Below are 12640 nucleotides of genomic sequence, written 5' to 3' on the forward strand. Positions count from 1 at the left end.
GCCGACGATGACCACCGCATTCTCAGGCGACCCCGCGTCGCAACCGACCAGGCAGCGCGTGTTCGCGTTCGCGCTGATGTGCGTCGGCTTCTTCATGGCGACGCTCGACATCCAGATCGTCGCGTCGTCGCTGCGCGACATCGGCGGCGGGCTCTCCGCGAGCCAGGACGAACTGTCGTGGGTGCAGACCGCGTACCTGATCGCCGAGATCATCGTGATCCCGATGTCGGGCTGGCTGTCGAAGGTGATGTCGACGCGCTGGCTGTTCGCCGCGTCGGCCGTCGGCTTCACGATCACCAGCATGCTGTGCGGGCTCGCGTGGGACATCAACTCGATGATCCTGTTTCGCGGCCTGCAGGGCGCGCTCGGCGCCGCGATGATCCCGACCGTGTTCACCACCGCGTTCGTGCTGTTCCCCGGCAAGCAGCGTCTGATCGCGTCGACGACCATCGGCGCGCTCGCGTCGCTCGCGCCGGCGATCGGCCCCGTGATCGGCGGCTGGATCACCGACCAATGGTCGTGGCACTGGCTGTTCTACCTGAACCTCGTGCCGGGCATCGCGGTGGCCGCGCTCGTGCCGCGCTACGTGCATATCGACGCGCCCGATCTCAGCCTCGTCAAGCGCGGCGACTATCTCGGCATCGTCCTGATGTCGGGCTTCCTCGGCTGCCTCGAATACGTGCTCGAAGAAGGCCCGCGCAAGAACTGGTTCGGCGACGACGCGATCGTGATCTGCGCGTGGATCTCCGGCATCTGCGGCTTCCTGTTCATCGTGCATGCGCTGACCGCGAAGGATCCGATCGTCGACCTGCGCGCGCTCGTCGTGCGCAACTTCGGGATCGGCAGCCTGCTGTCGTTCGTGACGGGCATCGGGATCTTCGTGACCGTGTTCCTCACGCCGCTGTTTCTCGCGCAGGTGCGTGCGTTCAGCTCGCTGCAGATCGGCATCGCGCTGCTGTCGGTCGGCGCGTTCCAGTTGGTCGCGCTGTGCGCGTATGCGTTCGCCGCGCGCTACGTCAGCATGCGTGCGCTGCTCGTGTTCGGGCTGATCTGCTTCGGCCTCGGCTGCTACCTGTACACGCCGATCACGCACGACTGGGGCTGGCGGGAATTGCTGCTGCCGCAGGCGCTGCGCGGCATCGGCCAGCAGTTCAGCGTGCCGCCGATCGTGACGATGGCGCTCGGCTCGCTGCCGCAATCGCGGCTCAAATCGGCGAGCGGCCTGTTCAACCTGATGCGTAACCTCGGCGGCGCGATCGGCATCGCGGTGAGCGCGACGATGCTCAACGACCGGCTGAACTTCCACTACCTGCGCCTGAACGAGCACGTGAGCGCCGGCGAACCGCAGGTCGCATCGCTGCTCGATCGCCAGGCCGCGTACTGGACGTCGGTGGCCGGCGACACGCTGAATACCGCGCAAGCCGGCCTCGCGAACCTGCACCGGCTGATCTATCGCGAAGCGCTGACGCTGACCTACGCGGACGCGTATTACGCGCTGTCGCTGTGCTTCGTCGTCGCGCTGGTTGCCGTCGCGTTTTCCAAACCCATTACCCTGAACGCGCCGCCGCCGGACGCGCACTGAGTCGAGGTCATCGTCATGAAAAAGCTACTCGTCGCGCTGGCCGTCAGCGCATTCGCCGCCGGGTGTGCGGTGCAGCCCGCGCAGCATCCGGCGCTGAACGAATCGGTTCAGACGCTTGCGCCGACCGCGTGGGATACCGATGTGCCGCGCGCCGACATCGACGCCGCCGCCTGGTGGGCGCAGTTCCACGATCCCGTGCTCGACCGGCTGATCGCGACCGTGCTCGACGGCAACCTCGACCTGCAGGCCGCCGCCGAACGCGTGAAGCAGGCGCAGGCGCTGACCGTGCAGAAGCGCGCGGTGCTGCTGCCCGAACTCGATGCGACCGCGCATGCGGCCGACGCGCGGCAGAACACGCCGCCGCCGCTCGGCTATGTGCGGCAGGCCGGCGCGGGGCTGGCGCTGAGCTGGTCGCCCGATGTGTTCGGCGGCGAACGGCTCGATCTGCTCGCCGCTCAAGCGGAGCTGGTCGGGCAGAAGCATGCAGAAGATGCGATGCGGCTCGCGCTTGCGGCCGATGCGGCATCCGCGTATGTCGATCTGCGCTGGGCGCAGCAGGAATTGAAGATCCTGCAGGACAACGCGAAGATCCGGCAGCATGCGCTCGAACTGACGCGCAAGCGGCAGGCGTTCGGGCTGTCGACGGAGCTCGACGTCACGCGCGCGCAGAACCAGCTCGATGCGCTCGAAGCCAGGATTCCACCGACGCAGGCGCAGATTTCACATCAGCTGAATCTGATCGCCGTGTATTCGGGGCGGACGCCGGAATCGGTCGATCGGCTCGTGCTGGCGCAGGCGGGCGACATTCCCGCGCCGCCGGTTGGCGCGCCGGGAACGTTGCCTTCGCAAGCGTTGTTGCGGCGGCCGGATGTGCTGACTGCCTACGCTCAAGTCGAGCGGCGTGCTGCGCAAGTGGGCGTGGCGAAGGCCGAGCGGTATCCGAAGTTTTCGTTGAATCTGACGGACGGGATTCTCGCAGCTTCGTATCTCGGGTTGCCGACGTTGACCGATAACCTGTTCAGCGCGGCGCTGAGTGCGACTAGCCCGATCTTCAACGCGGGACGCATTACCGCCGATATCTCGCAGAGCGAAAGCCGGATGCGTGAATCCGAACTCGGGTTGCGGCAGACGATGCTGCAAGCGTTGCGGGAAGTCGAGGATGCGCGCGCGAATCTCGTCAGTTCCGATGAGGCGACGCGGCGGCTCGATAGTGCATTGGCGGCTTCCGATAAAGCGCTTGGGTTGGCGAATCAGCTTTATAAGGGCGGCGCGACGGACTTTCTGGACGTGCTGTCGGCGCAGGAGGTGTATCTGCGCGATTCGGATTCGCTCAATCAGGTCAAGCGCGAGCATGCGCTGGCGGCGGTGGCGTTGTATCGGTCGCTTGGGGGTGGATGGAGCCGGAATGACGCGGCCGGCGGGCCGCCGACGGAAACCGAGGCAGTGGCAAAAAACTAGGCAGGATCACGATACGGCGCCGGCTCCCATACTCGCCGGCGCCCTGCTCTTCAGCCGCACGATCCGAGACATTGGACCGTCGACAACGCAATCGAGTAAGCCACGATCCCCGCAATACCGAGCCCGACGATCACGGTGACGATACGCGTGACGAGCTTGTGCCGGAACCGGGCCGCAACGAACACGCCTGCCGCCAGCAGGAGCACCATGAGAATCGGCCAGAACACATTCATCGCGAATTACAGCGGCGGACGCTTCAGCTTCACCCAGCGCTGCACCGACGCCCGCTCCCACTGCGCACGCGCGTAATCGGCGAGCCGCTGCGGCACCGGATCGTCGTTCAGCACCAGACGGTTCAGCATCACCGCCAGATCGACATCGGCAATGCTCCATTCGCCGCACAGGTTCGCCGCGCCCGGCGCGAGCAGTTTGTCGGCGGCCGCGAACAGCTTCTGCGCAGCGGCCTGCGCGAGACTCGACAGCGGCTCGCTCGACGGGCCGTAGAACAGCACTTCGGTCGACCGTTCCGTGCGGATCGGCATCAGGTCGCTGCGCAGCCACGCCTGCACCTGCCGCGCCCGCGCGCGCTGGCGGGGATCGGCCGGATAGAGCCGCGTGCCCGGGAAGGTTTCGTCGAGATACTCGGTAATCGCCGACGATTCCGACAGCGCGAAGTCGTCGTGCACGAGCGTCGGCACGCGCTGCGTCAGCGACGTCGCCGCATAGTCGGGCGCGAAATGCGCGCGGTTGCCGAGATCGACGGTCACCAGTTCGTAGGGCCGCGATTTTTCTTCGAGCGCGACGAACACGGACATCGCGTAAGGGCTCGCGTATTGCGTATCCGCGTAGAGACGGAGATGACCGGTTTGCACTGCAGGCTCCTCATGGGTGGAGAACATGGGTAGGGAATTCGGGCGCGATGACCTGGCGCGCCGACGAACCCGGGATGAATCGATGCGGACGGCGCGTTCAGCCGGCGTCGGGCCACCGGTATCCGATCACCTCGCCGACCGGATACGCGAGCTCGCGCACCGCTTCCAGCTGATTGCCGCCGAACAGATGCACGTGTTCGGCGTCGTGGCGCAGATAGAAGCCGACGTGGCCCTTCCAGCTCGCCGGGTCGTCGCGCGTCAGGACGGCGATGCAGCCGTACACCGGGCGCTCGAGCGGGCGCCCCCATTCGAGCCACGAACGCGCGAGCGCGGAACCCGTGCCGCGAATCCCGGCATGCGTCATGCACCAGTTGACGAACGACGAACACCACGAAATCTTGTCGTCGTAGCCGACCAGGTTCGTGTGGTTGTTGTATTCGACGATGCGCGGGTTGATGCTGCCGGGCGGGAAACGGCGGATGCCCAGCTCGGCCAGCGCGACGGACATCCACGGCGGATGGCCGGCTTGCGGGTTGCCCTCGGGGTTCGGTCGGATCACGACGGTCTCGATGGAATGCGGATGGAACGCAGGTTGAATGTCGCTCAATCTTCGCACGAATACGCGCCGGCCGGCAGCGCGTTGTCCGACATGCGGTTTCCGGCCCATACGCCCGTACGCCCGTATCATGTTGATAGCGACCTCGACCTTCACGCCCGCCATGCGCATCACGCCCCTGCCGCCCCTTCAGTGCCTCGTCGCGTTCGAAGCCGCCGTGCGGCATGCCAGCTTCACGAAGGCCGCCTCCGAGCTGCACCTGACGCAAAGCGCGATCAGCCGCCAGATCCAGCAACTCGAGGAATTCCTCGGCCGCTCGCTGTTCGTCCGCGAACACCGTTCGCTGCGGCTCACGATCGCCGGCGAGCAATACGCGGCACAGGTCCAGCACCTGCTCACGCAGTGTGCGCAAGCCACGCACGACGTGATGAAGCCGTACGGCGACCTCGAACTGACGATCGCCTGCTCGTCCGGCGTCGCGGTGCTGTGGCTCACGCCGCGCCTGCCCCGATTCCGCGCCGCGTATCCGGACATCAAGCTGCGCGTGATCGTGCGCGACGGCCTCGCGTCGATGTCGCCGGCGGAGTTCGACGTCGGCGTGTACTACGTGCGCCAGCAGGCGCCGGCCGAGTACACCGCGCGCCGCCTGTTCGACGAGGAAGTCTTTCCCGTGTGCGCGCCGGACTATCTGGCCGGCCGTACGCTGAGCGCGGCCGACCTCGCGAACGAGACGCTGCTGCGCCTGGAAGACGGCCAGCGCCAATGGATGTCGTGGTCCGAATGGTTCGACATGAACGACGTCGACCGGCAGAAGGCGCAGCCGCAGGACATCACGATCAACTCGTATCCGCAGATCGTGCAGATGACGATCCTCGGCCAGGGCGTGTCGCTCGGCTGGCGCTACATGATCGACGCATGCATCGAGGCCGGCCTGCTCGTGCGTGTGACGGAAGCCTCCGCGAGCCACGGCGGCGGCTACTACGTGATCTCGCCGCACGACCGCGCGCAGAACCAGGCCGCACGCCTGTTCTCGCGCTGGCTGTTCGAATAGGCGGAGCAGCAGACCGCGCCCTGAACGCGATCCATGCGCTCCGCGCATGCGTGCATGCAAATCTTTCGTTTCAAAAAATAACCCGGTTGTCCTTAGCATGGGGTTCACGCGGGACACCCGTCCCGCCTTCTGGCAAAGGAAGAGACCATGCAAGGAACGCTTTCCCCGCGCGCCGCGCGTTCCGTCGATGCGGCCACGCAGCAGCGCCGCCGCGCCATCGTCGCGACCGTGATCGGCAACGGCCTCGAATGGTTCGACTTCACCGTCTACAGCTTTTTCGCGGTGATCATCGCGAAGCTGTTCTTTCCGACCGGCAATGAACTGACGTCGGTGCTGCTCACCGTCGCGACGTTCGGCGTCGGCTTCTTCATGCGGCCGGTGGGCGGCATCGTGCTCGGCGTGTACGCGGACAAGGTCGGCCGCAAGGCCGCGCTGTCGCTGACGATCCTGATGATGGCGTTCGGCACCGCGCTGATCGGGCTCGCGCCGACCTACGAGCAGGCCGGCATCGCCGCGCCGCTCCTGATCGTCGTCGCGCGGCTGCTGCAGGGCTTCTCGGCCGGCGGCGAGATGGGCGGCGCCACCGCGTTCCTCACCGAGTACGCGCCGCCGCAGAAGCGCGCGTACTACTCGAGCTGGATCCAGTCGAGCATCGGCTTCGCGGTGCTGCTCGGCGCGGCGACCGGCACGTTCGTCACGACGTCGCTCGATGCGCAGGCGCTGCATAGCTGGGGCTGGCGCGTGCCGTTCCTGCTCGGCATCGTGGTCGGGCCGGTCGGCTACTTCATCCGCAGCCATCTCGACGAAACGCCCGCGTTCAGCGCGGTCGAAGCGCAGGTGAAGGAAAGCTCGCCGCTGAAGGAAGTGCTGTCCACCTACCCGCGCGAAACGTTCGCGAGCTTCTCGATGGTGATCCTGTGGACGGTGTGCACGTACGTGCTGCTGTTCTACATGCCGACCTATTCGGTGCGCACGCTGCACCTGCCGCAATCGACCGGCTTCACGGCCGGCATGGTCGGCGGGATGATGATCATGTGCTGCTCGCCGATCGTCGGCAAGCTCGCCGACGCATGGGGCCGACGCGTGTTCCTGTCCGGCTCCGCGCTCGCGATCCTGGTGCTCGCGTGGCCGATGTTCGCGTGGATCAATCACGCGCCCGGCTTCACGTCGCTGATCGTGTTCCAGGCGGTGTTCGGCGTGCTGATCGCCACCTACACGGGGCCGATCCTCGCGGCGTTCGCCGAGCTGTTTCCGACCAAGGTGCTGTCGACGGGGCTGTCGGTCGCGTACAACTTCGCGGTCACGATCTTCGGCGGCTTCGCACCGTTCCTCATGACGTGGCTCATCGCCCGCACGGGCAGCAACATGGCGCCCGCGCTCTACGTGAGCATCGCGGCCGCGGTCAGCCTCGTCGGCACGCGCTTCGTGAAGGACGCGCGGCGCAACGCGTCAACGATTCGATAAGGATATTTCCCATGACCATTACCGTGCTTCAGGGCGGCAACGTGCTCGACCTCGAACGGGGCGTGCTGCTCGAACATCATCATGTCGTGATCGACGGCGAGCGCATCGTCGAAGTGACCGACCGGCCCGTGGATTTTCCGAATGCGCGGGTGATCGATGTGCGCGGCAAGACCGTGATGCCGGGGTTCATCGATTGCCACGTGCACGTACTCGCGTCGAAGGCGAACCTGGGGGCCAACGCGACGCAGCCGAACATCCTCGCGGCCATCCGGTCGCTGCCGATTCTCGACGCGATGCTGGCGCGCGGGTTTACCAGCGTGCGGGACGCGGGCGGCGCCGACTGGAGCCTGATGCAGGCGGTCGAGACGGGGCTGGTGTCGGGGCCGAGAATCTTTCCGTCCGGGAAGGCGTTGTCGCAAACCGGCGGGCATGGCGATTTCCGGCCGCGCGGCGATGTGCTGGAACCGTGTTCGTGCTGCTTTCGCACGGGTGCGATTGCCCGCGTCGTCGACGGCGTCGACGCCGTGCGGCTCGCGGTGCGTGAAGAGATTCAGAAAGGCGCGACACAGATCAAGATCATGGCGTCGGGCGGCGTGGCCTCGCCGACCGACCCGATCGCGAACACGCAGTATTCGGAAGACGAGATTCGCGCGATCGTCGACGAAGCCGAAGCAGCCAACACCTACGTGATGGCCCATGCGTACACGGGGCGTGCGATTGCGCGCGCGGTGCGGTGCGGGGTGCGGACGATCGAGCACGGCAATCTGGTCGACGACGCGGCGGCGAAACTGATGCACGAGCGCGGCGCATTCGTCGTGCCCACGCTCGTCACGTACGACGCACTGGCGAAACACGGCGCGCAGTACGGGATGCCGGCCGACTCGGTGGCCAAGGTCGCGTCCGTCCAGCAGAAAGGACGCGAGTCGCTCGAGATCTATGCGAACGCCGGCGTGAAGATGGGCTTCGGATCCGACCTGCTCGGCGAAATGCACACGTTTCAGTGCGGCGAGTTCCGGATCCGCGCCGACGTGCTGGGCAATCTCGAGGCGCTCCGGTCCGCGACGACGGTGGCCGCCGAGATCGTCGACATGGCGGGGCAACTCGGCGTGATCGCCGCAGGCGCGATCGCGGACGTCGTCGTGCTCGACGGAAATCCGCTCGACGATATCGGTGTCGTTGCTGGCGAAGGCGAAAACGTCGCGTACGTGATGCAGCGCGGGACGATCGTGAAGACGCGCTCACCCTTGCGATGACCGCTCGCGCGGGCCGGTCGGCAAACGTCGACCGGGCCGCTTGCCGTTCCCCGTCCCGTCACTCGACCGTCACCGACTTCGCCAGGTTCCGCGGCTTGTCGATATCCGCGCCGCGCAGGCATGCGGCGTGATACGCGAGCAGTTGCAGCGGCACGACGTGCAGGATCGGCGACAGCAGCCCGTAGTAATCCGGCATCCGCAGCACCGAGATGCCTTCGCCGTTGTCGATCCGCGTATCGGCATCGGCGAACACGTAAAGCTGACCGCCCCGCGCACGCACTTCCTGCATGTTCGACTTGAGCTTTTCGAGCAGCGCGTCGTTCGGCGCGATCGTCGCGACCGGCATCGCGTGCGTCACGAGCGCCAGCGGCCCGTGCTTCAGTTCGCCGGCCGGATACGCTTCCGCGTGGATATACGAAATCTCCTTCAGCTTCAGCGCGCCTTCGAGCGCGATCGGGTAATGCAGCCCGCGCCCGAGGAACAGCGCGTTCTCGTGCCGCGAGAATTCCGCTGCCCAGCGCTCGATCTGCGCCTCCAGCGCGAGCACGTCTTCGATCGCGGCGGGCAGCCTGCGAAGCTGCGTCGTATAGCGGGCGAGCTGCGCGTCGTCGACGTAGCCGCGCAGCCGCCCGAGCGTCACGGCGAGGATGAACAGCGCGACGAGCTGCGTCGTGAACGCCTTGGTCGACGCGACGCCGATCTCCGGGCCGGCCCGTGTCAGGAACCGCAGGCCGGTCTGCCGCATCATCGCGCTGGTCGGCACGTTGCAGATCGCCAGCGTGTCCATATGGCCGAGCGCCTGTGCATACTTCAGCGCGGCGAGCGTGTCGGCAGTCTCGCCGGATTGCGACACGCTGACCACGAGCGTGTTCGGCAGCGCAAGCGCATCGCTGTAGCGGTATTCGCTCGCGATCTCGACCTGCGCGGGCACGCGGGCGATCGTTTCGAGCCAGCGGCGGGCGGTCAGCCCGGAATAGTGGCTCGTGCCGCACGCGAGAATCAGCACGTTGTCGATCTGCGCGAACGCGCGCGCGGCGTCCGGGCCGAATGTCGCCGGATCGAACAGCCCCGCATCGGGAATCGTCGCGGCGACGGCCTGCGGCTGCTCGAAGATTTCCTTCTGCATGAAATGCCGGTACGGGCCGAGTTCGACCACGCCCTGCGTCGACGTGATGGTCTGGATCGGGCGCACGACCGGCGTGCCTTCGCGTGCGAGCACCCGCACGCCGCCCGGCGTCAGTTCGACGATGTCGCCTTCCTCGAGAAAGATGAAGCGGTCGGTGATGCCGGCCAGCGCGAGCGCGTCGGACGCGAGAAAGCACTCGTCGTCCTTCAGGCCGACCACCAGCGGCGAGCCGGCGCGCGCGCCGATCAGCCGCTGCGGCTCGTGCTTGCTGAACACCGCGATCGCGTACGCGCCGTGCAGCTGCGACGTCGCATCGCGCACGGCGGCGAGCAGGTCGCCGCGATACTTGCTGTGGATCAGGTGCGCGACGACCTCCGTGTCGGTCTGACCGTCGAACTGGTAATTTTCGTCTGACAGTTGCCTGCGCAACTTTTCGTGATTCTCGATGATGCCGTTGTGCACGAGGGCGATTTCGTCGCGCGAGAAGATCGGATGCGCGTTGCAGGTGGCCGGCGCGCCGTGCGTCGCCCAGCGGGTATGCGCGATGGCGGTGCTGCCGGTCAGTCCGGCGCTGCGCACGTTCGCGTCGAGATCCGCGACGCGCGACACGCTGCGTTCGCGGCGCGCCTGACCGTCGACGACGGTCGCCACCCCGCACGAATCGTAGCCGCGATACTCGAGGCGGCGCAGACCTTCAATCAGTATCGGAATGATGTTCCGTTGCGCGACCGCGCCGACGATGCCACACATGACACGTCTCCTTCCCTGGGTTCATTGATCGACCGTGCGCCGTCGTGTCGGCGCGATCCGGTCACCGTTGCAGTTGCCGTCGTCTCCCTTCGTCGCGCGTGTGCGACCGGCGATAGATAGTGGCCGATGCACGCTCGAACATGACCCATGACGCGCCGGATGCCGACCGGAAGCGGTCGCACCTTCGTCGTGCACGTGCGGCCGAGCTTCGCATCGGTCGCGTGTGCAGCCGCGGTTTCCGATTCATTGTTTCGGCATCCCTATGCTTTTTCCGCCGTTCCGGTGCGTTAAACGCACCTTTCCTCATGAAGCATGCAAGCAAGGGGTGAGCCATGGGCAGCCTCGCCCCGTGCGGCAAGGGCCTGCAGGCGCACGATGAATCTCCCGTTACGCGGATCGCGCGTTTTTGATTCATCGGCGAATCAGCGCTCTCCCGCTATCGACTTCGCACCGTCCGCCCGCAGGCCGCGGGCGACTTGCATCGCATCTCGCGCGAACGCCATCGGCCTCCGATAGCCGCCGCACGAACGGTGTGAGCAAAGCGCGTGCGCGCCGCTCCCGCCGCGCCGTTGCGAGCGAGCGTTTCAGATACGAAACGTTTCATACGCGCCGCTTCGGACGACGCAGGTGATGCCGCGCGCAGGCGCAATCGTGCACGTGCGAAGGGGCGCTGAGCGTCGCCGACGGCCCGCGCATTGCCCGGACAAAATTCGCGAACCGAAACGTTTGACGAGACCCGGAACGACGCACGTGTGCGGATCGAGGACCGCACGCAACGCGACTCGCGATTCTTCGGACGACGCGACCCGAGCGACTTGCGCGAACGATCGGACGTATCGCTGCGTCGCGACACCCCATCGACGTGCGCGTCGTAGCAATTGTGAAACGTTCCGCGGCGATCTACGTGTGCGGCGCGAACGGAGCCCGCTCACAGCGCCGTTGGTTTGAATATTGCTATATCGGCAGCAGGGACAGGTGCCCGAATGCAACGACAGTGAGGAGCGCTCATGACGTGATCGACGAGGTGCAAGAAGACGGCCGCGGCCCGACGGTTCCCCGGCGATGGGGGGTGGAGAAACGCGGAGCGACGCCTCGAACACGGTGGATGTCGCGCGGCCGACACAACCGCATGCGGGGGTGCCGAGGTCGGCCGAATGCCTGCTTGGTGCGAAATGCCGGGTCTGCCGGCGCATGGAAGTCCAACGAGGATAATGATGAAAAAGATCTTGCTTGTGTTCGGCACGCGGCCGGAAGCCATCAAGATGGCGCCGCTCGTCCGCGCACTGAAAGCGCGCGCCGACGTCGAGGCGAGTGTCTGCGTGACGGCCCAGCATCGGGAAATGCTGGATCAGGTGCTCACCTTGTTCGACATCAAGCCGGACTACGACCTCAACCTGATGCGTCAGAGCCAGACGCTGACCGACGTGACGACCGGCATTCTTCAGGCGATCGGCGTGGTGTTCGACGACTTGCGTCCGGACGTCGTGCTGGTGCACGGCGACACGACGACGACGCTCGCCGTCAGTATCGCGGCGTTCTACCGCTATCTGCCGATCGGCCACGTGGAAGCGGGCCTGCGCAGCGGCGACATCTGGTCGCCGTGGCCCGAGGAATTGAATCGCCGCGTGACCGACGCGGTGTCGTCCTGGCATTTCGCGCCGACCGAGCAGGCGCGCGACAACCTGTTCGCCGAAGGCGTGTCGGTCGGCGGGGTCGTGATGACGGGCAACACCGTGATCGATGCGCTGCACGACGTCAAACGGATGCTCGATCACGATACCGCCCTCAACGACGGGGTCGCCGCGCACTTTCCGTTTCTCGATCCGTCGCGCCGCGTCGTACTGATCACCGGCCATCGCCGCGAGAGCTTCGGCGAGCCGTTCCGGAATTTCTGCGATGCGCTGTGCACGCTTGCGAAGCGCTATCCCGATGCGCAGTTCGTCTATCCGCTGCACATGAATCCGAACGTGCGCGAGCCGGCGCGCGCACTGCTCGGCAGCGTGTCGAACATTTACCTGATCGAACCGCAGGAATATCTGTCGTTCGTCTACCTGATGTCGCGCGCGCATTTCATCATCACCGATTCGGGCGGGATCCAGGAGGAAGGGCCGGCGCTCGGCAAGCCGGTTCTCGTCACGCGCGACACGACCGAGCGGCCCGAAGCGATCCGCGCCGGCACCGCGCGGCTCGTCGGCACGGATCGGGACCGGATCGTGCGCGAGGCGTCGCGCCTCTTCGACAACGAGACTGCGTACGACGAAATGTCGCGGGCGAGCAATCCGTATGGCGACGGCCATGCGAGCGAGCGAATCGTGCATGCGCTGATGCATACGGCGGCGGAGACCGCAACGGCGACGAGCTTTTCGATGGGCACCGCGGAGATGCCGTTCAATGCGCTGACGATGGGGCTGCAGGTGATGCGTCCGCGTTGACTTCACCGGCGGGCGGCGACCTGTCGTGTCGCTGCCCGTCATTCGTCTGATGCACACGCCCTGCGTCGCCGTCGCAACGCACCGGGCGCTCGACGA

Annotated in this window: 10 protein-coding genes; 6 read left to right on the top strand and 4 right to left on the bottom strand. The window is 66.3% G+C overall.

Features of this window, described 5'->3' with window-relative positions; genetic code table 11:
• Window positions 1-7 precede the first annotated feature (7 nt).
• Window positions 8-1582 carry a DHA2 family efflux MFS transporter permease subunit gene (locus O1Q03_RS11670; protein WP_269503566.1) on the top strand — a complete coding sequence of 525 codons (1575 nt, stop codon included), beginning with the start codon at window positions 8-10 and terminating at the stop codon, window positions 1580-1582.
• 15 nt (window positions 1583-1597) lie between these two features.
• The gene (locus O1Q03_RS11675) at window positions 1598-3040 is read left to right on the top strand and encodes an efflux transporter outer membrane subunit (RefSeq protein ID WP_269503568.1); all 1443 of its coding nucleotides are present in this window, start codon (window positions 1598-1600) and stop codon (window positions 3038-3040) included.
• A 50-nt stretch (window positions 3041-3090) separates the two neighbouring features.
• Here the strand turns inward: O1Q03_RS11675 and O1Q03_RS11680 are convergent, their stop codons facing one another.
• The 3 genes from O1Q03_RS11680 to O1Q03_RS11690 form a co-directional block, all read right to left on the bottom strand.
• The gene (locus O1Q03_RS11680) at window positions 3091-3249 is read right to left on the bottom strand and encodes a hypothetical protein (RefSeq protein ID WP_269503571.1); all 159 of its coding nucleotides are present in this window, start codon (window positions 3247-3249) and stop codon (window positions 3091-3093) included.
• 30 nt (window positions 3250-3279) lie between these two features.
• Window positions 3280-3912, bottom strand: coding sequence for a glutathione transferase (yfcF, locus tag O1Q03_RS11685; RefSeq protein WP_269503573.1), 633 nt, complete (start codon window positions 3910-3912; stop codon window positions 3280-3282).
• 97 nt (window positions 3913-4009) lie between these two features.
• On the bottom strand, window positions 4010-4420 hold the full coding sequence (locus O1Q03_RS11690; protein WP_269503684.1) for a TIGR02594 family protein: 411 nt from the start codon (window positions 4418-4420) through the stop codon (window positions 4010-4012).
• Window positions 4421-4631: 211 nt separating this feature from the next.
• On the opposite strand from O1Q03_RS11690, the gene O1Q03_RS11695 reads away from it, so the two are divergent.
• From O1Q03_RS11695 to O1Q03_RS11705, 3 genes are all read left to right on the top strand, one after another.
• Window positions 4632-5519 carry a LysR substrate-binding domain-containing protein gene (locus O1Q03_RS11695; protein WP_269503685.1) on the top strand — a complete coding sequence of 296 codons (888 nt, stop codon included), beginning with the start codon at window positions 4632-4634 and terminating at the stop codon, window positions 5517-5519.
• Window positions 5520-5666: 147 nt separating this feature from the next.
• The gene (locus O1Q03_RS11700) at window positions 5667-6983 is read left to right on the top strand and encodes an MFS transporter (RefSeq protein ID WP_269503575.1); all 1317 of its coding nucleotides are present in this window, start codon (window positions 5667-5669) and stop codon (window positions 6981-6983) included.
• An 11-nt stretch (window positions 6984-6994) separates the two neighbouring features.
• Entirely contained in the window at window positions 6995-8236 is a 1242-nt protein-coding gene (locus tag O1Q03_RS11705) for a metal-dependent hydrolase family protein (RefSeq protein WP_269503576.1), read from the top strand.
• A 58-nt stretch (window positions 8237-8294) separates the two neighbouring features.
• Here O1Q03_RS11705 and glmS read toward each other — a convergent pair whose 3' ends face one another.
• Window positions 8295-10112 carry a glutamine--fructose-6-phosphate transaminase (isomerizing) gene (gene glmS / locus O1Q03_RS11710; protein ID WP_269503578.1) on the bottom strand — a complete coding sequence of 606 codons (1818 nt, stop codon included), beginning with the start codon at window positions 10110-10112 and terminating at the stop codon, window positions 8295-8297.
• Between the two features lie 1214 nt (window positions 10113-11326).
• Between glmS and wecB the strand changes: the two genes are divergently transcribed.
• Complete coding sequence (gene wecB, locus O1Q03_RS11715; protein WP_269503580.1) at window positions 11327-12544, top strand: non-hydrolyzing UDP-N-acetylglucosamine 2-epimerase; 1218 nt, start codon at window positions 11327-11329, stop codon at window positions 12542-12544.
• The last annotated feature ends 96 nt before the right edge of the window (window positions 12545-12640 follow it).

This window comes from Burkholderia sp. IMCC1007 (assembly GCF_027257875.1).
In the GTDB taxonomy this organism is placed as follows: Bacteria; Pseudomonadota; Gammaproteobacteria; order Burkholderiales; family Burkholderiaceae; genus Burkholderia.

What these genes read in the sequence shown, in the direction of transcription:
- glmS (WP_269503578.1), bottom strand. Translation starts at nt 10,112, where the DNA reads ATGTGTGGCATCGTCGGCGCGGTCGCGCAACGGAACATCATTCCGATA.
- wecB (WP_269503580.1), top strand. Translation starts at nt 11,327, where the DNA reads ATGAAAAAGATCTTGCTTGTGTTCGGCACGCGGCCGGAAGCCATCAAG.
- O1Q03_RS11675 (WP_269503568.1), top strand. Translation starts at nt 1,598, where the DNA reads ATGAAAAAGCTACTCGTCGCGCTGGCCGTCAGCGCATTCGCCGCCGGG.
- O1Q03_RS11690 (WP_269503684.1), bottom strand. Translation starts at nt 4,420, where the DNA reads ATGTCCGTCGCGCTGGCCGAGCTGGGCATCCGCCGTTTCCCGCCCGGC.
- O1Q03_RS11695 (WP_269503685.1), top strand. Translation starts at nt 4,632, where the DNA reads ATGCGCATCACGCCCCTGCCGCCCCTTCAGTGCCTCGTCGCGTTCGAA.
- O1Q03_RS11670 (WP_269503566.1), top strand. Translation starts at nt 8, where the DNA reads ATGACCACCGCATTCTCAGGCGACCCCGCGTCGCAACCGACCAGGCAG.
- O1Q03_RS11705 (WP_269503576.1), top strand. Translation starts at nt 6,995, where the DNA reads ATGACCATTACCGTGCTTCAGGGCGGCAACGTGCTCGACCTCGAACGG.
- O1Q03_RS11700 (WP_269503575.1), top strand. Translation starts at nt 5,667, where the DNA reads ATGCAAGGAACGCTTTCCCCGCGCGCCGCGCGTTCCGTCGATGCGGCC.
- O1Q03_RS11680 (WP_269503571.1), bottom strand. Translation starts at nt 3,249, where the DNA reads ATGGTGCTCCTGCTGGCGGCAGGCGTGTTCGTTGCGGCCCGGTTCCGG.